Annotated in this window: 2 protein-coding genes; both read left to right on the forward strand. The window is 76.2% G+C overall.

What is annotated here, in order from left to right; genetic code table 11:
- The first annotated feature begins 57 nt into the window (after positions 1-57).
- Positions 58-18,150, forward strand: coding sequence for an amino acid adenylation domain-containing protein (locus AB0924_RS25405; protein WP_366912610.1), 18,093 nt, complete (start codon positions 58-60; stop codon positions 18,148-18,150).
- Positions 18,147-21,383, forward strand: a complete 3,237-nt coding sequence (gene fabD / locus AB0924_RS25410) for an ACP S-malonyltransferase (protein ID WP_366912611.1) — start codon at positions 18,147-18,149, stop codon at positions 21,381-21,383. The genes AB0924_RS25405 and fabD overlap by 4 nt, the downstream gene beginning before the upstream one ends.
- Positions 21,384-21,486: the final 103 nt, after the last annotated feature.

The raw sequence follows: 21,486 nt of genomic DNA on the forward strand, positions 1-21,486 counted from the left end.
CCCGGCGGCGAACTCCCGGCCCGCGGCGGCCGATCGAAGACCTGAGAGAGAGCAACTGTGGACGACAAGCGCAAGCTGCTGCTGAGCCTGCTGGCCGCCCGCGACCCGGGCCAGACCCCGGCGGCCGGCGACGGCGTGGCGATCGTCGGCGTCTCCGGCCGCTACCCGCTGGCCGGCACCACCGGCGAGCTGTGGGAGAACCTGCGGACGGGCCGGCACTGCATCCGGGAGGTGCCCGCCGACCGCTGGGACGCCGACGCGCACCACGACCCCGCCGGGACCCACGGCAGCTACAGCAAGTGGGCCGGGTTCATCGACGACGTCGACAAGTTCGACCCGCTCTTCTTCCAGATCTCGCCCGCCGACGCCGAGGCCATGGACCCGCAGGAACGCCTCTTCCTGCAGACCGCCGCCGCCGTCCTGGACGACGCCGGCCATCCGGCCGCCCGGCTCGCCGCACGCGGACCGGTCGGCGTCTTCGTCGGCGTCATGAACAACAACTACGAATGGATGGGCGGCGAGGCCAACGCGCGCGGCGTGCGCACCGACGCCCACTCCAACCACTGGTCGATCGCCAACCGGGTGTCCTATACCTTCGACTTCACCGGCCCCAGCCTCGCCGTCGACACCGCCTGCTCCGCCTCGCTCACCGCCGTCCACCTGGCCTGCGAGAGCATCCGGGCGGGGGAGTGCCGGGCCGCCGTCGCGGGCGGGGTCAACCTGATCCTGCACCCCATGCACCTGCGCATGCTGGCCGACCGCGGGATGATCTCCCGCGACGACCGGCTGAAGAGCTTCGGCGCCGGCGCCGACGGCTTCGTGGACGGCGAGGGCGTGGGCGCCGTGCTGCTGCGGCCCCTCGCCGACGCCGTCGCCGACGGCGACCGCGTGCTCGGTGTCATCCGCGGCTCCGCCATCAACGCCGGCGGCAAGACCGGCGGTTACACCGTGCCCAGCGCCGCCGCGCAGGCCGAGGTGATCCGCGGCGCGCTGCGGCGCGCCCGGGTGGAGCCGGCCGGCGTCGGCTACGTGGAGGCCCACGGCACCGGCACCCCGCTCGGCGACCCCATCGAGATCGCCGGCCTCGCCGAGGCGTTCGGCGGCCGGTCCGGCGCCGAGCGGCCGGCCGTCGCCGTCGGCTCCGTCAAGTCCAACATCGGCCACCTGGAGTCCGCGGCCGGCATCGCCGGACTGACCAAGGTGCTGCTCCAGCTGCGGCACCGCGCGCTGGCCCCGTCGCTGAACTCCGCCCGCCGCAACCCCGACATCGACTTCACCGGCACGCCCTTCGAGATCCAGCAGGCCCTCGCCCCCTGGACACCCGTCGAGCCGGGCACCCCGCTGCGCGCGCTGGTCAGTTCCTTCGGCGGAGGCGGCGCCAACGCCTGCGTCCTGGTGGAGGAGTACCGCCCGGACACCGCCGATCAGGGGCCCGCCGCCCCGGACGGCGAGCAGCTGCTGGTGCTCTCCGCGAAGAGCGAGGACCGGCTGCGCGCCTGCGCCGCCGACCTGGCCGCCCACCTTCGCCGGGCCGGCGAACCGGCCCCGGACGCGGACGCCGGCCAGGCGCTCGCCGAGGCGCAGCGCCTGTGCCTGGACCTCGCCGCGCGCATCATCGGCGTACCCGCCGGACACCTCGATCTGGGCACCGACCTGGCCGAGTGCGGGTTCTCCGTCACCGAACGCGCCCGCTACCACGAACTGATCGCCGCCGAACTGGACGGCGAACCGCCCGCCGCCCTCGGCACGGCGGCCACCATCGGCGCCGTCGCCGGCGCGGTGGCGGCCGTACGGCGACCGGCGCCCGCCACCGCGCCCCCGCCCGGCGCGCCGCGACTCGGCGACGTCGCCCACACTCTCCAGTCGGGCCGCACCGCCCACGAGTTCCGCCTCGCGCTGCCCGCCCGCCGGTTCTCCGAGGCCGCCGCCGCGCTGGAGACGTACGCCGCCGGCGGGACCGACGCCCGGATCACCACCGGCCGCGCCACCCGCGCCCGGGTCGTCCTCACCGGCGCCGAGGCCGAGGCGCTGCAAGAGGCCCTGCGCGTAGCGGACTTGACGGCGGTCGCCGAGCGGTGGGTCGCCGGCGCCGACGTCGACTGGTCCCGCGTCACCCCCGCGACGGCCAGACGGACCGAGCTGCCCTCCTACCCGTTCGAACGCAAGCGGTACTGGATACCCCAGCCGCCCGCCGCCCCCGCGACGCCCGCCGTCGAACCCGCCGTGGAACTCCCCGACTTCTACCGCCCGGTGTGGGTGCGCGAGGCCGCCCCCGCCGATCCCGCCGCCCCGCGTGCCCGCCGGACCGTGGTCCTGGTGACCGCCGCCTCACGGCGGCTCGGCGAGGCGATCGCGGCCCGCGACCCGCTCGCCCGCGTCGACCTCGTCGCGCTCGACGAACAGCCCCTGGAAGCCTGGCTGAAGGCCACCGAGAGCGCCGACCTGGTGATCCACCTCGGAGGTGCGGGCGCCGCCGTCACCGACGCCGTCGGTCTCGGCCAGGCTCGCGAGCACCTGCGGCACGGCCCGCTGTCCCTGTTCCACCTGGCGCGCGCCCTCGCCCCCACCCGCCTCGTCGTGGTCACCAGCGACGTGCACGCGGTCGCGGGCGGCACCGCCGCCAACCCGTTCGCCGCCGGGCTGCACGGACTGCTCCAGGTCGTCGCCAAGGAACGGCCCGACCTCAGCGTCAGCGCCCTGGACTACGCCGGCGCCGACCTCGACGGCGACCGGGCCACCGAAGCCCTCGTGGACGCCGTGCTGGCCGCCCCCGCCGACCCCGCGGGACGCACCGTCGCCCTGCGCGGCGGGGTCCGCTACGTCCGCCGCCTCGGCCGGGTAACCCTGCCCGAACCCGGCCCCGTCTTCCGGGACCGCGGCGTCTACCTGCTCGTCGGCGGCACCGGGGGCATAGCCCAGGAACTCAGCCGCCACCTCGCCCGGCACCACCGGGCCCGCCTGGTCTGGTTCAGCCGCAACGAGCCCGGCCCCGCACAGCGCGCCGTCGCCGACGAGATCCGCGGCCTCGGCGGCGACGTCACCCACATACCCGGCGACGCCTGCTCGGTCGCGGACCTGACCGCCGCCGTCGAAGAGGCGCACCGCCGGTACGGTGCCCTGCACGGCGTCGTGCACGCCGCCATGGCCTTCGACAACCACCCGCTGGCCGAACTGGACGAGGCCGCCTTCACCGCCGCCGTCCAGGTCAAGACCGTCGGCGCCGCCGCGCTCGCCGCCGCCGTGGCGGGCCGGCCGCTGGACTTCCTGGCCTACTTCTCCTCGGCCGGCTCCTTCGGCAGCTTCGCCGGCAACGGCGCCTACATCTGCGCCTCCGCCACCGAGGACGCCTACGCCCTGTTCCTGCGCGACCGGCTGCCCCACCCCGTCACCGTCGTCAACCAGGGGTACTGGGGCCAGGTCGGCTCCGGCGCGCGACCGGGCCTCGCCGAGATCTTCGCCGGACTCGGCATCCGCGACTTCGGCCCCGCCGAGGGCATCGCCGCCGTACGCCGCGTCCTCGGCAGCGCACTGCCCCAGGCGATGCCGATCCGCGCCGGACGGCGCGCCCTGGAGGCCATGGGCCACGACCCGGCCCTGGACGGCGAACTCGCGGCCGGCGGCCACCCCGCCACCCTCGCCGGGGCCGCCGAGGACCTGGCGGCCGGACCGGGCCCGGACCCCGCCGCCCGCCGCGTCCTCACCGGATACGAGGAACTGGAGGCCGTCTCCGCGCCCATGCTGCTCGGCGTCTACCAGCGCATGGGCGTCCTGCGGCGCTCCGGCGAGCGGCACGGCGCCGGGGAACTGTGCACCCGCCTCGGCATCCTCGACCGGTTCGCCCGCCTGCACGAGGCACTGCTCAACATCCTCACGGACGCCGGCTACCTCACCCGCGACGGCGACCGGATCACCACCACCGCGGCTGTCGACACCGTGGACCAGGCCGAGGCCGCCGGTCGCTGGGAGGCGGAGTTCGACCGGATCGCCGCCGCGCACCCCGACATCGAGCCCACCGTCACCCTCAACCGGCTCTTCCTCGACGCCTACCCGCGCATTCTGCGCGGCGAGGTGGGCGCCACCGAGATCATGTTCCCCGGCTCCTCGATGAAGCTGGTGCAGAACTTCTACAAGGGCAACCCGCTCACCGACTCCTTCAACGTCCTCGTCCGCGACACCGTCCGGCACTTCCTCGACGCCCGGCTGCCACAGCTCCCAGCCGGCCGCGGCGTCGAGGTGGTCGAGCTGGGCGCCGGCACCGGCGCCACCAGCGAACGCGTCCTGCCCGCCCTGGCACGGCACGAAGGCCGCGTCGGCTACACCTTCACCGACATCTCCCCCCGCTTCCTGGAACACGGCCGCGAACGCTTCGCCGAGCGGTACCCGTTCGCCCGCTTCCAGGTGCTCAACCTCGAACGCGGCCTGGCCGAACAGGGCTTCACCCCGGCGACCGCCGACCTGGTGCTCGCCACCAACGTCGTGCACGCCACCAGCGACCTTAGGGTCACCCTGCGCAAGGCCAAGGCCCTGCTGCGCCCCGGCGGCTGGCTGGTGCTCAACGAACTGACCTCCGTACGGCCCCTGCTCACCATCGGCGGCGGTGTCCTGGAGGGCTGGTGGGCGTTCGGGGACGGCGAACTGCGGCTGCCGGACTCGCCGCTGGCCTCCCCCGAGGGCTGGACGCGGCTGCTGCACGAGGAGGGCTACGCCCCCGTCACCGCCCTCGGCGCCGACGACCCGGCGCTGGGACAGACCGTGCTGGTCGCCGAGAGCGACGGCATCGTGCTCACCCCGGACCCGGCCGCCCGTACCACCGCCCCGGCCCCGTCCCGCCCCGCCGAGCAGCGGGCCGCCCGGGCTCCGGTCACCGAGCCGGCCGGCCCGGCCCCCGGCGGCGACGGTGGCGTGGGGGAGCGGCTGCGCGAACTCGTCGAGGGCGTACTGAAGCTGGACGAGCGGATCGACGCCGACCGGCCGCTCGCCGACTACGGCTTCGACTCGCTCAGCGGCATGAAGATCGTCGCCGCCGTGGACGAGACGTTCGGCGTCGCCGTGCCGCTCGGCGACTTCTTCGAACGCCCCACCCTGCGCGAGCTGACCGCCCACCTCACCGCCGGCTGGCTGGCCGGCGCGGCCGCTCCGCAGCCCGCCCGGGCCGACGCCGCCCCGGCCCCGGTCGAAGAGCGGCGCGAGGACCCCGGTGCGGGCGCCGCCGCGGCCGCCGAACTCGTCCTGCGCCCCAGGACCGACGCGGAGCAGTGCGTCCACCCGCTGAGCGAGGGCCAGCGCGCGCTGTGGGTGATCGAGCAGATCGCCCCCGGCACCTACGCGTACAACCTGCCCCTCGCCCTCTGGCTCGACCGGGACCTCGACGTCCTCGCGCTGCGCACCGTCCTCCAGGACCTCGTCGACCGGCACGACGCACTGCGCGCCACCGTCCGCACCGGCGACGACGGCACGCCGTACGTCCGGGTCGCGGCCGAACCCGAACTGCCCTTCCAGCAGGTCTTCCTGACCTCCGTCACCGACGACGACCTGGGCGAGCGGATGCGCGCCGACCTGCGCCGTCCCTTCGAACTGCCCACCGGACCACTGGTACGGGCCACGCTCTACACCCTCGGCGACGGCCGCAACGCGCTGCTGCTCACCTTCCACCACGCGGTCTTCGACGGCGTCTCCATCGCCCTGCTGCTGCGCGAACTGGAGCGCGGCTACCGCGCGGTCCGCGCCGGCCTGGCACCGGACCCGCAGCGCCCCGCCCGCGGCTACGCCGACTTCGCCGCCTGGCAGCGCGACCTGCTCGCCGGCGACGAGGGCGCACGGCTGCGCGCCTACTGGACCGAACGGCTGGGCGGCCGCCGCACCGCCGTGCCGCTGCCGCTGGACCGGCCCCGCCCCGCCGTCCCCGGCCACCGCGGGGCGAGCCTGGACGGGCACATCCCGGCGGACGTCACGGACCGGGCCCGCGCGCTCGCGTCCGCGGAGCAGACCTCCCTGTTCGGCGTGGTCCTCGCGGCCTGGTTCGCGCTGCTGCACCGCTACGCCGACCAGGACGACATCGCCGTGGGCACCCCCACCGCGGGCCGGCCGCCGAGCGGCTACGACGACGTGCTCGGCTACTTCATGAACATGGTGGTGCTGGCCGAACGCGTCGACAGCGGCGAGGAGTTCCGCCGTCTCCTCGGCCGGGTCCACCGGACGGTACTGGACGCCCTGGAGCACAGCGCCTACCCGCTGATCACCCTCGCCGAGGACCTGCGCCGGGCCGACCCCGAGACCGGCGCCCCGTTCAACGTCGCCTTCTACTTCCAGAACTGGACGCGCGCCGCCCGGACCGGCGACAGCGCGGACGCCGTCATCCTCGGCCCGGTCGAAGGCGTCCACCAGGAAGGCGAGTTCGACCTCACCCTGGAGGTGGTCGAGCAGGCCGAGGGCTGCCGCTACACCCTGAAGTACGACCCCGGCCTGTTCGACGAGGCCACCGTGGCCCGGCTCGGCGAGCACTTCACCACCCTGCTGGCCGCGGCCGTGGACCGGCCCGCCACCGCCGTCGGCGAACTGGACCTGCTCACCGCCGCCGAACGGGCCCTGCTCACCGCGCCCGCGCCCGCCGACTACCCCGAGGACACCCTCGTCTGGCAGCTCGTGCAGCGCCAGGCCGAGGCACGTCCCGACGCCACCGCCGTCCGCCACCGCGGCACCGAGCTGACCTACCGCGAACTCACCGCACGCGTCGACGCGCTCGCCGCCCGGCTCACCGCGGCCGGCGTCGGCCGCGGCCGCACCGTGGGCGTCCTGCTGCCGCGCGACGCGGACCTTCCCGTCGCGCTGCTCGCCGTCCAGGCCGCCGGCGGCACCTACGTGCCGCTGGACCCCGCCTACCCGCGCGACCGGCTCGCCTACATGGCCGAGGACGCCAAGCTGCACCTGATGCTCACCCACTCGTCCGTGACGGGTGACCCGGGCGGTGTGCCACGGCTCGTCACCGACACCGCCGAACAGCCGCCCGCCCTGCCCTCACCGGGCCCGGCCGGCCCGTCCGACACCGCGTACGTCATCTACACCTCCGGATCCACCGGCCGCCCCAAGGGCGTGTGCGTCCCGCACCGCGCCCTGACCAACTTCCTCTGGTCGATGGCCCGCGAACCCGGCTGCGGGCCGGGCGACACCCTGCTGGCCCTGACCACCGTCTGCTTCGACATCTCCGGTCTCGAGCTGTACCTGCCGCTGATCACCGGCGCGACGGTCGAGATCCTCCCGGCCGAGGACGCCCGGGACGGCCTGCGGCTGCGCGAGGCGCTGGAGGCGAGCGCGGCCACCGTCGTCCAGGCCACCCCGGCCACCTGGAACATGCTCCTCGCGGCCGGCTGGCGGGGCGACGCCCGGCTGAAGGTGCTGTGCGGCGGCGAGGCGCTGCCCGCCGAGACCGCCGAGGCCCTGCTCGCCGGGAACAGCGAGGTGTGGAACCTCTACGGCCCCACCGAGACCACCATCTGGTCCGCGGCCCGCCGCCTCGCGCCCGGCGAGCGCGTCACCATCGGCACGCCCATCGCCAACACCGTCCTGCACGTCCTGGACGGCGCCCGCAGGCCCGTCCCCACCGGAGTGGCCGGCGAGCTGTACATCGGCGGTCACGGCGTCGCGGACGGCTACCTCGGCCGGCCCGAACTGACCGCCGAGCGCTTCCTGCCCGACCCGTCCGGCGCCGGACCCGACGCCCGCGTGTACCGCACGGGCGACCTGGTGCGCCGCCTCGCGGACGGCCGGATCGAGTACCTCGGCCGGATCGACTCCCAGGTCAAGGTGCGCGGCTTCCGGGTGGAGCTGGAGGAGATCGAGGCGACCCTGCGCCGCGTCGACGGCGTCCGCGAGGCGGTCGTCGTGGCCCGGGGCGCCGCCGCGGGCTCGCACACCCTGCTCGCCTGCTACGTCCTCGACGACGGCGCGGCCGAACCCACCCGCGACCGGCTCGGCGCCTGGCTGCCCGAACACATGGTCCCGGAGACCCTGCTGCGCGTCACCGGGTTCCCGCGCACCCTCAACGAGAAGGTGGACCGGGGCACCCTCGCCGCCCTGCCGCTGCCCGAACTGCGCGCCCGCTTCGGCGCCGGACCCGCGCGCCGGGAACCGGCGCCCGCCGCGCCGCCCGCCCCCGAAGGCGGCCGGGCGGTGCTCGAGGCCGACCTGGCCCGCATGGTCGCCGGCCTGACCGGGCTGCGCCCCGAGGACATCGGCACGCACACCCCGCTCGGCGAGACGGGCATGAACTCGGTGAGCTTCACCGCCCTCAGCGCCGAGCTGCGCAAGGCCTACGGCATCACCGTCTACCCGACCCTCTTCTACCGCCGGGGCACCCTGCACGCCCTCGCCGAGCACCTGTGGCAGGAGCACTCCCACGAGCTGCCCGCCCGCTTCGCCACGGCGAACACGGACAGCGGGACGCCGGGCCCGGACGACGCCGGCGCGCACGAGGCGGCCGTGACCTCGGACCCGAGCGAGTCCCGCACCGGGGCGCCGGGCACCTCAGGCGACGGGCGGCGGCACACCCCGGCCGGCGCCGACGTCGCCGTCATCGGAATGGCGGGCCGGCTGCCCGGCTCCGCCGACCTGGAGGAGTTCTGGGCACATCTGGCCGCCGGGGACGACCTGGTCGGCGAGATCCCCGCCGACCGCTGGGACTGGCGCGACCACCCGCGCTCCCGTTCCCGCTGGGGCGGCTTCGCGCCCGGCGTCGACCGGTTCGACGCCGCGTTCTTCGGCATCTCGCCCCGCGAGGCCGAACTCATGGACCCGCAGCAGCGGTTGATGCTGGAGACGGTGTGGTCGGCCGTCGAGGACGCCGGGTACCGGCCGTCCGAGCTGGCCGGGAAGCGCGTCGGCGTGTTCGTCGCCGTCACCAACTCCGACTACCTGGAGGTGCAGCGGGCCGCGGGACGCGGCACCGAGGGCCACACCCTCACCGGCGCCGCCCTCTCCGTCATCCCCAACCGGGTGTCGTACCTGCTGGACCTGCGCGGCCCCAGCATCGCCGTCGACACCGCCTGCTCCGGCTCGCTCACGGCCGTCCACCAGGCCTGCGCCGCGCTGCGCGACGGCACCTGCGACCTGGCCATCGCGGGCGGCGTCAGCCTCATCCTGGCCCCCGGTGTGTACGAGGCGCTGAGCCAGGGCGAGATGCTCAGCCCCGACGGCCGCTGCAAGGCGTTCGACAGCCGCGCCGACGGCTATGTGCGCGGCGAGGGCGCGGGCGTGGTCCTGCTCAAGCCGCACGAACGGGCCCGCCGGGACGGCGACGCCGTGCACGCCGTGATCAGGGCCGCCGCCGTCAACCACGGCGGCCGGACCACCTCGCTCACCGCCCCCAACCCCGACGCCCAGGCCGACCTGCTCGTCGACGCCTACCGGGGCGCCGGGGTGCCGCTGGACACCGTCGGCTACATCGAGGCGCACGGCACCGGCACCGCGCTCGGCGACCCGATCGAGACCACCGGCCTGAGCACCGCGTTCCGGCGGATCCGGGCCGAACAGGGGCTCGCTCGGACCGCGCGGCCCTGCGCCATCGGCTCGGTGAAGACCAACATCGGCCACCTGGAGGCCGCCGCCGGCATCGCGGGGCTGTTCAAGGTGGTCCTCGCGCTGCGGCACGGCACGATCCCGGCCAGCCTGCACTTCCGCGAGCGGAACCCCTATCTGGAGCTCGACGGCGGCCCGTTCGAGGTCGCCGCCACCGCCCGGCCCTGGCCGCGTCCGCGGGACGCCGCCGGAGCGGAGCAGCCGCGCCGCGGCGGCGTCAGCTCCTTCGGCTTCGGCGGGGCCAACGCGCACATCGTCCTGGAGGAACCACCCATGCCGGATGCCCGCGACGACAGCCCGGCCGAGCAGCTCTTCGTGCTGTCCGCCCGCGACGGCGAGGCGCTGCGCCGCTCCGCCCAGCGGCTCGCCGACCACCTCGGACGGCACGACGTCCCGGCCGCCGACCTCGCCCACACCCTGCAGACGGGCCGCGAGCCCATGGCGCACCGGCTCGCCGTCGTCGCGGACAGCGCCGCCGGACTGCGCTCCGAACTGCTGGCGCACCTGGCCGGGCGGCCCTCGGCGGTGCGCACCGGCCGGGCGGCGGACGGCCGCCCGGGCACCCCGGCCGCCGGCCCCGGCGACCCGCGGGGCCTCGCCGCCGACTGGCTGCGCGGCGCCGACGTCGACTGGTCCGCCCTGCACCGGGGCGCCCGCCGCCGGGTCCACCTGCCCGCCTACCCCTTCGCCCGCCCCCGCCACTGGGCGGCACCCGCCACCGCCGCGCCGGCCGTCTCCGCCGCGCCGGCCGCCACCGTCGCCCCGGCCGTCTCCGCCGCGCCCGCCGACTCCACCGCCCCGGCCGTCCACACCGCTCCGGAAGCCGCTGCCGGTCCGGGCACCACCGCCCGTCTGCACCCCACCCTCCTGGACACCGACGTCTCCACCCCCGGTGAGCACCTGTACGCCAAGACACTGACCGGGGACGAGTTCTTCCTGCGCGACCACGTCGTCGGCGGCGAGCGCGTCCTGCCCGGCGTGGCCTACCTGGAGATGGGCCGCCTGGCCGGCGAACTCGCCGCCGCCGGCACCCCCGTACGCGCAGTGGACGACCTGGTGTGGGCCGCGCCGGTGCGGCTCCCGTCGGGCCGGGCCGAGCACCGGCTGACCGTCCGGGTCACCGGTGACGGCGCGCACCATTCCTTCGAGGTGTGCGGCGACGGCGCGGGCGCACCGGTGCACGCCGCCGGCACCCTCCGCCTCGACGCACCGGCCCACCGCCCCGCCCAGGCCGACCCGGCCGGCATCCGCGCCCGCTGCCCCCGCGTCACCACCGGGGCGGACTGCTACGCGGGCTTCACCCGGCTCGGCTTCGCCTACGGCCCCGCCTTCCAGGTGATCGAGGAGATCGCCGAGGGCACGGACGAGGTGCTGGCCACCCTGGTGCTGCCCGAGGCGCTGCACGCCGACGCCGGCGCGTACGCCTTCCACCCGGCGCTGCTCGACGCCGCCCTGCAGACGGCCGGCCGGCTGGTACCGGGCGCGAGCGACCCCGCGGGCCCGGCGCCGTACCTGCCGTTCTCGCTCGGCGCGGCCCGGCTCCACGCCCCGCTGCCCAGGCGGGTGTTCGCGCACGCCACACCGGCCGCGCGCCCGGCCCCCGAGGGATCGCTCGCCTTCGACGTGACCCTGCTCGACGAGTACGGCACGGCCGTCGTCACCCTGGAGTCCTTCACCCTGCGGGCCCTGCCCACGACCGGCGCCGTGGCCGCCTTCGAACCCGGGTGGCAGCCCGCGCCCCGGCGCCGGCCGGGCCCGGCCGGCACGGTCCTGCTGCTGGCCCCCGCCGACGGCACCGCGGCCACGCCCGACGCGGCCGCTCTCGCCGCCACGCTGCGCACAGCCGGCGCCGACGTGCGCCGCCTCACGCCGGGCCCGGGCTTCGACGCCGCGGCGGCCGTACGCGCCGCGGGGACCGGCCCGGTCCGCGTCCTGCACCTGTCCGCGGGCGAACCGGACTGCGAGGCGGCCGTGGAGTCCGGCTTCCACACCGCGCTGGCCTTCCTGAGGGCCTGGCAGCGCGACCGGCACGACGCGCTGACCTACCTCCACGTCCACCAGGAGCCGGCCGCGTCGCCCGCCGACCCGGCCCTGGCCGCCTTCGCGCGCTCGGTCCGCCTTGAGCACCCGGCCATCGCCTTCGGCGTCCTCGCGGTCGCGGCCGGCACCCCGGCCCGGGACGTCGTCGCTGAACTCCTCGCCGAGGGCTGCCCGGAGACCGAGGCACGGCTCACGCCGGACGGCCCCGAGCGCCGTTCCTGGCACCGGACCGCGCTGCCGGCCGTCTCCGGCTCCGCGTTCACCGGAGCGGGCGCGCACATCGTCACCGGCGGCACCGGCGCGCTCGGCCTGCTCGCCGCCGAGCACATCGCCGCCGCCCGCCGCGCGGCCGGGGTGACCGGCGGCGGCATCGTCCTCGCCGCCCGCACCGCCCCCGACGCCGCGACGCGGGCCCGCGTCGACGCACTCGGCGCCCGCGTCGTGCTCGCCGATGTCGCCGACCCGCGGGACGTGCGCGCGCTGATCGACGAGGCGCGCGGCGCGTACGGTCACGTCAGCGGTGTCCTGCACGCCGCCGGTGTGCTGCGCGACGGCCTGCTGCGCGGCAAGGAACGCGCCGACGCGGACGCCGTGCTGGCGGCCAAGGTGCGCGGCACCACCCTGCTGGACGAGGCCACCGCCGGCGAGCCGCTGGACTACTTCGTCGTCTACTCCTCCGCCGCTGCCGCGTTCGGCAACGCCGGCCAGACCGACTACGCCTTCGCCGGCGGCTTCCTCGACCGCTTCGCCGAGCAGCGGGAGGAGCGGCGCCGGGCGGGCATCCGCCGGGGCCGCACCCTCTCCGCCGCCTGGCCGGTGTGGTCCGAGGGCGGTATGCGCATCGACGCCAGGGCCGAGGAGTACATGGACCGCGCGCTCGGCATGCGCCCGCTGGCCACCCGTCCCGCCCTGGACGCGCTGGAGCGGGCCCTCGCCGGCACCGCGCCGGCCCTGCTGCTGGCCCCCGGCGACCCGGCCCGCGTCCTCACCGCCCTGTCCGGCACGGCCGCGCCGCCCGCCGCACCCCGGCCCGGTGCCGACGCCGCGTCAGGCTCCGCCGCCGGATCGCGGGACGAGGCCGAGCGGCTGGTCCTGCGGCTGCTGGCGCAGGAGCTGAAGACGCCGGAGGCGGACATCACGGTCACCGAGCCCTTCGACCGGTACGGAGTGGACTCCCTGATCACGATGAGCCTCATCCGCGGCCTGGAACAGCACGTCGGACCGCTGTCGAAGACCCTGCTCTTCGAGCACGTGACCGTCCGCGACCTGGCCGCCCACCTCGCCGCCGCCCACCCCGCCGCCTTCGCCGCGGCCGCACCGGCGTTCACCGGGAACGCACCGGCGGCCCCCGGGAACGCACCGGCGGCCCCCGGCACCGAGCCGCCGGCCGCCGGTACCGCGCGGCCCGCCCCGGCGGCGCGGACGGTCCCCGCCGCCCCCACCGGCGGCGCTGACGACATCGCCATCATCGGCGTCGCCGGGCGCTACCCCCAGGCCGGCGACGTCACCGAGTTCTGGCGCAACCTGCGCGACGGCCGCGACAGCGTCGAGGACATCCCGGGCGACCGCTGGGACCACGGGGCCTTCTACGACCCGGACAAGTCGGCCACCGGCAGGACGTACGGCAAGTGGGGCGGCTTCGTGCCCGGCGCCGACCGCTTCGACCCGCTGTTCTTCCGGATGTCGCAGATCGAGGCCGAGCACACCGACCCGCAGGAGAGGGTGTTCCTGGAGACGGTCTGGCACCTGCTGGAGGACGCCGGCTGCACCCGCGAGCGACTGCGCGGGGCGCGCACCGGCGTGTTCGTCGGCATGATGTACGGCCACTACCAGCTCTACGGCGTGCGCGACGCGCTGCGCGGCGAGGGCTTCGCGACCTCCTCGTCGTACGCCTCCGTCGCGAACCGGGTGTCGTACTTCTTCGACTTCACCGGCCCCAGCGTCGCCCTGGACACCATGTGCTCCTCGTCGCTGGTCACCATCCACCAGGCCTGCCTGGCCATCCGCAACGGCGACTGCGACGTCGCGGTGGCGGGCGGGGTCAACATCTCCAGCCACCCGGTGAAGTTCCTCCAGCTCGCCCAGCGCGGCTTCCTCGCGGAGGACGGCCGCTGCCGCAGCTTCGGCGAGGGCGGCACCGGCTACGTCCCGGCCGAGGGCTCCGGCGCCGTGCTGCTCAAGCGCCTCGACGCGGCCGTCGCCGACGGTGACCGCGTACTCGCCGTGGTCAAGGCGTCCGCCGTCAACCACGGTGGCGCGGGCGCCGGTTACAGCGTCCCCAACCCCCGGGCGCAGGGCGACCTGGTGCGGGCCGCGCTGGACCGCGCCGGACTGCGCCCCGCCGACCTCGACTACCTGGAGGCGCACGGCACCGGGACCGCGCTCGGTGACCCGGTCGAGGTCAACGGCATGCTGCGGGCCTTCGAGGGCGACCTGCCCGAGCGGCTGCCCATCGGCTCGGTCAAGTCCAACATCGGGCACGCCGAGTCGGCCGCCGGCATCGCCGCGATCACCAAGGTGCTGCTGCAGATGCGGCACGGCGAGCTGGTCCCGTCCCTGCACGCCGACCGCCTCAACCCGAACATCGACTTCGCGTCGACCCCGTTCGAGGTCCAGCGCGAGCGGGCGCCCTGGCCGCGCCGGGTGACGGCGGACGGCGCCGTCCGGCCGCGGACCGCGGGCGTCAGCTCCTTCGGCGCGGGCGGCACCAACGCCCACATCATCCTTCAGGAGTACCTCGGCCCGGACGCGCCCGTCCCCACGGCGCCGGCCGGTCCCCAGCTGGCGGTCCTCTCCGCCCGGGACGCCGGCCGGCTGCTCGCGCAGGCCCGGCGCCTGGCCGCCCACCTGCGCGCGGAGACCGGCTCGGCGACGGCCCAGCAGGTCGCCTGGACCCTGCAGACCGGGCGCGAGGCCATGGCGCACCGGCTCGCCGTCCTCTTCGAGGAACTGCCCGAACTCATCGCCTGTCTCGATGAGTTCGCGGCCGGCGGCAGTCCCGCCGGAAGCTGGACCGGCGTGGCCGATCCGCGCCGGCCCGCCCCCGGCACACCGCAGGCCGCCGACCCCGCCGCCCTGGCCGACGCCTGGACCCGGGGCCAGAGCGTCGACTGGACGGTCCTGCACCGCGGCGGCGGCCCGGGCCGGGTGGCCCTGCCCGGCTACCCCTTCGACGGGGACCGGGTCTGGCTGGCCGCGGCCGACGCCGAACTGGCCGCCCTCACCGGCGCGCCGGCGGACGGGGGCCTGCTCCTCACCCGGCGGTGGGCGCCCGCCCCGCCCGTCGCCCGCACGGCGCGGCCCGGCCTGACCGCCGTCCTGGCCGCACCCGGCACCGAGGCACTGGCCGCCCGGCTCGCCGCCCTCCTGCCCGCCGCCGAAGTGCTCACCACCGACCGGCTGGACGCCGAACTCGGCGCCGACGGCACCCGCTGGGACCGCTTCGACGCCGTCGTCGACCTGGCGGGCTGCGCCGGCACCGCTCCGGCCCCCGACCACACCACGCTGCCCACCTGGCTGCGCTGGCTCCAGCACCTCGTCGACCGCGGCCGCCGCGACCTGCGCGCGCTGCTGGTCACCCGTGTCACCCCCGAGGGCGCGCCCGGCCTCGGCGGCGCGGCCCGCATCGGCCTGTACCGGATGCTGCAGAGCGAGTACCGCCACGTCCGCTCCCGCCACCTGGAGATCGACGGCACGGCCGGCGACGACCGGCTCTGCCGCTGGGTGGCCGACGAGCTGTGCCACGACGACGAGCCCGCCGAGGTCGCCTACCGCGACGGCGTCCGGCACCTGGCCCGGCTCGCCGAGGAGCCCGGCGGGGCGGGCGCCGCGCCGCGCTTCCCGGCCGGCCACGTGCTCTGGGTCACCGGCGGGACGCGCGGCATCGGACTGCTGACCGCGCGTCACTTCGTCGCCGAGCACGGCGTGCGCAAGCTGGTCCTGACCGGACGCGAGGAACTGCCGCCGCGTGCCGAGTGGGCCACGCACATCGCCCAGGACGGCCCGCTGGGCCGCAAGCTCCGTCCGCTGGCCGAACTGGCTGACCGGGGCGTGGAACTGGAGGTACTCGCGGTGCCGCTGGAGGAGCGCGAGGCGCTCGCCAAGGCCCTCGCCGACGTCCGCGGGCGGCTCGGCCCGGTCGGCGGCGTGGTGCACAGCGCGGGCGTCACCGACTTCGAGAACCCGGCGTTCGTGCGCAAGCCGCACTCCGGTGTCGCCCGTGTCCTCGGCCCGAAGGTGTTCGGCCTCGACGCGATGCTGGAGGTGTTCCGGGACGAGCCGCTGGGTCTGTTCGTCGTGTACTCCTCCATCGCCGCGGCCGTGCCGGCCCTCGCGGTCGGCCAGAGCGACTACGCCATGGCCAACGCCTACCTGGACGCGGTCGCCCTGCACCGTCCCTACGGGCTGCCGCTGGTCAGCGTGCAGTGGCCGAGCTGGAAGGACACCGGCATGGGCGAGGCCCGCAGCGCCGCCTACCAGGCCTCCGGGCTGGCGGCGCTCTCCGACGAACAGGGACTCGCCCTGCTGGAGCGGGCGCTGGGCAGCGGCGCCAGGGTGGTCATGCCCGTCGTGCCGCGCCCGGACGCCGGCTTCGACCCGGGACGCCTGACCGCCCGCCGCCTGGACCCCGCATCGGCCGCCCCCACGGCCCTCGACGCGCCCGCGCCCACGGCGCCCGCCGCGCCCGCCGAAGGAGCGGACGGGGACGCCCAGGTGCGTGCGGCGGTCGGCGCGGCCGCCTCCTGGCTGCTCGACCGGCTCGCCGAGGAGCTGCGCTTCGACCGCGCCAGGCTCTCCGGTGACGTACCGGTCCAGGACTACGGCATGGACTCGATCATGGTGTCCCAGCTCGTCCAGTCCGTCGCCAAGCGCCTGGACGTCTCCGTCGACCCGTCGGCGCTGCTCGAACACCCGACTGTCGACGCCTTCGCGGGACACCTGGCCGAGGCGCACCGCGCGGAACTCCTCGCCGTCTTCGGCACTCCGGCGCGGGAGACCACGCCCGCGGCCGCACCGGCGTCCGTCCCCGCACCGGGCTTCGCCCCGGCCGGGCTCCCGGCCGGCGCCCCCGCGGACGGCGCCCCGCGCGGCCGGGACACCGCCCCGGCGCCCGCCCAGGCGTCCGCCGCGCCTACCGCGTCGGCGGACATCGCGGTCGTGGGCCTGTCCTGCCGCTTCCCCGACGCCGGTTCCGCCGACGCCTACTGGGAGCTGCTGCGCGAGGGCCGTTCGGCGCTGCGGCCGGTCCCCGAGGAGCGCTTCGGCCGCCCGCTCGGCCACCACGCCGGTCTGCTGCCGGACGTCCTGCGGTTCGACCCGGAGGCGTTCCTGCTGTCCGAGGCGGACGTGGCGGCCATGGACCCGCAGGCGCTGCTGCTGCTTGAAGAGGTCAACAGCGCCGTGCACCACGCCGGTTACCGGCCCGCCGACCTCAAGGGCCGCAGGATCGGCGTGTACGTCGGCGGCCGCGCCACCCACACCCCCGACCCGGCCGCGCTGGAGCGGTCCAGGAACCCGGTGGTGGTGACCGGGCAGAACTACCTGGCGGCGAACGTCTCGCAGTTCTTCGACTTCCAGGGCCCGAGCCTGGTCGTGGACACCGCCTGCTCCTCCGCGCTGGTCGCGATGGACACCGCCGTCCAGGCGCTGCGGACCGGCTCGGTGGAGGCCGCGGTCGTCGCCGGGGTGAGCCTGCTCGCCGACGACCGGGCGCACCAGGTCTTCGGCCGGCGCGGACTGCTCAACCCGGGCCCGGAGTTCCACGTCTTCGACCGCAGGGCCGCCGGACTCGTCCTCGGCGAGGGCGTCGGCGTCGTGGTGCTCAAGCCGCTCGCGGCCGCCCGCGCCGCCGGCGACCGGGTGCTCGCGGTGCTGCGCGGCATCGCCGTCAACAACGACGGCCGTACGGCGGGGCCCGCCACTCCCAACCTCCAGGCGCAGAAGGCCGTGATGACCGAGGCCCTCGCCCGCAGCGGCCACGCCCCGGGGGACATCGGCTGGGTGGAGACCAACGCCACCGGGGCCGCCGTCACCGACCTGCTCGAACTGAAGGCGATCGACGGCGTCTACGGCACCACCGCGGGCCGCTCGGCACCGGTCGCCCTCGGCTCCGTCAAGCCGAACATCGGGCATCCGCTGGCCGCCGAGGGCATCGCCGCGTTCATCAAGGTGGTGCTGATGCTCCACCACCGCACCCAGGTGCCGTTCCGCTCCGGACAGGAACCGCTGCCGCACTTCGACCTGGACGCCTCCGCGCTGTACTTCCCGCGCGCGGCGGCCCCCTGGCCGGCCGCCGCCGAGGCCGCCGCGCTCAACTGCTTCGCGGACGGCGGCACCAACGCGCACCTGCTGCTCGCGCCCGCCCCGGCGGACCACCGCGCCACCCGCGCCCCGCTGCCCGGGCCCCCGCTCGACCGCACGGTCGTCGTACGGGGCGCCGGCGGCCGCTCCGAGGCCCCCGCCGGGCCCGCGGCACCCGCGGGGCCCGCACCGGCGGCCGAGCCCGCGACGGCGGGCCTGTTCTGGGACACGTACCGGTGAGCGGCACCGCCCCGGAAGCGCTGCCCGTGGTCTTCATGTTCTCCGGGCAGGGCTCGCAGTACTACGGGATGGGCCGGGAACTCTTCGCCGAGAACGAGGTGTTCCGCACGGCCCTGCGCCGCCACGACGCCGTCGTGGCCGAGGAGCTGGGCGAGTCCGTGCTCGCCCGGCTGTTCGACCCGGACCGGCGCCGCAACGATCCTTTCACCGACACCCGGCTCACCCACCCGGCGATCGTCATGATCGAGCTCGCCCTCGCCGAGACCCTGCGCTCGGCCGGGGTGGAGCCCGACCACCTGCTGGGGTCCAGCCTGGGCGAGTACGCGGCGGCCGCCGTGTCCGGCAGCATCGCGCCCGACACCTGCCTGCGGCTGCTGGTCCGCCAGGCCGAGGGGCTCGGAGCCGGCCCGCGCGGCGGCATGCTCGCCGTGCTCGCGGGGCCCGGGGTGCTGGACCGGGTGCCCGCGCTGCGGGCCTGCGAGATCGCCGCCCGCAACTACCCGGGCCACTTCGTGGTCGCCGGCACGGACGACGACCTCGACCGGGCCGAGGCCGCACTGCGCCGAGCCGACGTGCTGCACCAGCGCGTCCCCGTCGAGTACGCCTACCACTCCCGCCTGATGGACGAGGTGCTCGACGTGTGCCGGCCCTCGCTGGACGAGGTCGAGTTCGCCCCGCCGTCCCTGCCCTGGGTGTCCTGCGTGGACGGGGAGCCGGTCGGGCGGCCGAGCGCCGGGCACTTCTGGCAGGTGGCCCGCCGGCCCATCGAGTTCCAGCGGACCATGGACCGGATGCGCGCCCGCGGCGACTTCCTCTACCTGGATCTCGGCCCCTCGGGCACCCTGCACAACTTCGTCCGAGGCAACCTCCCGGCGGGCACGCGATCGAAGTCGCTCGCCCTTCTCAGCCCGTTCGGCCACGACCCGGGCCTGCTGGACAAGGCCCGCGAACTGGCCGCCCCGGCGACACGGAACCGACCGAAGACACCAAGGAAGGCACATCGCATGAAGGTCTACGGTTTCCCCGGCCAGGGGTCCCAGGCGCGGGGCATGGGCCGGCACCTGTTCGAGAAGTACCCCGAGCACACCGCGACCGCCGACCGGGTGCTCGGCTACTCCCTCGCCGAGCTGTGCCTGGACGACCCCGGGCGGCGCCTGGGACAGACGCAGTTCACGCAGCCCGCGCTCTACGCCGTCAGCGCCCTGGGCCACCTGGAGCGGCAGGCCGAGGACCCCGCGCCGGCCGACTACCTGGTCGGCCACAGCCTCGGCGAGTACGTGGCCCTGTTCGCCGCCGGTGTCTTCGACTTCGAGACCGGGCTGCGCCTGGTGCAGCGGCGCGGCGCGCTGATGGCCGAGGCCGGTGGCGGCGGCATGGCGGCCGTGGTCGGTCTGGACGAGACGGGTCTGCCGCGCGTCCTGGCCGAGGCGGGCATCGAGGACGTCGACATCGCCAACCACAACGCCCCCGAGCAGCTCGTGCTCTCCGGTCCGCGGGAGTCCGTCGAGACGGCCTGCGCCGCCGTGGAGGCCGCGGGCGCCCGTGCGGTGCGGCTCAACGTCAGCGCCCCCTTCCACTCCCGCTACATGCGCGGCACGGCCGAGGAGTTCGCCCGCTTCCTCGACGGGTTCACCCTGCGGGCGCCGGACGTTCCGGTGCTGGCCAACGTGGACGGGCAGCCGTACGACCCCGACGCGATCAAGGAGACACTGACCGCGCAGATCGTCTCGCCGGTCCGCTGGACCGACACGGTGCGCCGGCTGATGGGCCACGGCGACTTCGACTTCGTGGAGATCGGGCCCGGCCGGGTGCTGACCAACCTGGTCGCGAAGATCAGGAACACCGCGGAGCCGCTGCCCGCCCCCACCCCGCGCCCGGTCCCGTCCGGGCCCGAGCGGCGCACTCCGGCCGCGTCCCCGGCGGCCACCGCCACCGAGTCACCGCTCACCGCTCCGGTCGCCGCCGCGATGACCGCCGACACCCTGGGCGCCGCCACGTTCCGGGAACGATACGGCCTGCGCCGCGCCTACCTGCTGGGCTCGCTGTACGGCGGGATCTCGGGCCGCCGGATGCTGGGCGCCGCCTCGAAGGCGGGCCTGCTCGGCTTCCTCGGCACCGGCGGTCTGAGCCTGGAGGAGGTCGACGGCAGGCTCCGGGAACTCGCCGGCGACCTGGGCCTCGGCGGCGCCTTCGGCGTCAACCTGCTCTACCGGCACGGCGCCCCGCAGGAGGAGTCGGCGCTGGTGGACCTGCTGCTGCGGCACGGCATCGACCTGGTGGAGGCCTCCGGCTTCCCGCTGATCACCCCGGCCCTGGTGCGGTTCCGGCTGAAGGGCGGCCGGATCATCGCCAAGGTCAGCCGTACCGACGTGGCAGCGGAGTTCCTGGCCCCGCCGCCCGAGCGGCTGGTCGCCCGGCTGGTGGAGACCGGCGAGGTCACCGCCGAGGAGGCGCGCGCGGCGGCCGGCCGGCCCATGGCGGACGACCTGTGCGTGGAGGCCGACGGCGGCTGGCTGACCAGCACCGCCGACCTGCTGACCCTGCTCCCCGCCGTGCTGCGGCTGCGCGACGCGGCCACCACCGCGTCCGGGCACCGGATCCACGTGGGCTGCGCGGGCGGCCTCGGCACCCCGGAGGCGGTGGCGGCGGCGTTCCTGCTCGGCGCGGAGTTCGTGCTGACGGGCTCCGTCAACCAGTGCTCCGCCGAGGCCGCCACCAGCGCCGAGGTGAAGGACGTCCTGCAGGCGGCGCGGGAGTACGACGTGGACACGGCGCCGTGGGGCGAGCTGTTCGAGTTCGGTACGCGGGCCCGCTATCTCAAGCGGGGCCTGTTCTTCCCGGCGCGGGCGTCCCGGCTGCACGAGCTGTGGCGCCGGCACGCCTCCGCCGCCGAGCTGGACGACGAGACCATGACGCAGATCCTCGACCGCTACCTGGGCGGCGCGCACCCGGCGGCCGCGGCGCCCGGCGCGGACCCGAAGCAGGAGCTGGCGGAGTTCTTCCGGGTCTATTTCACCCGCGGCTTCCGGCTCGCGGTGACCGGCGACGACCGGCACCGGGTGGACTACCTGGTGCACTGCGGCCCGGCGATGGGCGCCTTCAACCAGGTGGTCGAGGGCACCGCTCTCCAGTCGTGGTCCGCCCGCACGGTGGAGGCGATCGCCGACACCCTGATGGAGGGCGCGGCCGCCCACCTCACCGCCCGGCTGAGCGCCTTCCACCGGGCCGGCTGACGGCGAACGGCGGGCCGGGCGGGCCGTGCGCCCCGCCCGGCCCGCCCGGAGCGCCCGGCGGCTTCGCCCATCGGGACCGCGCGTGCCTATGATCGCTGCCCGG

It is taken from the genome of Streptomyces sp. NPDC047869 (assembly GCF_040704065.1).
Classification (GTDB): Bacteria; Actinomycetota; Actinomycetes; order Streptomycetales; family Streptomycetaceae; genus Streptomyces.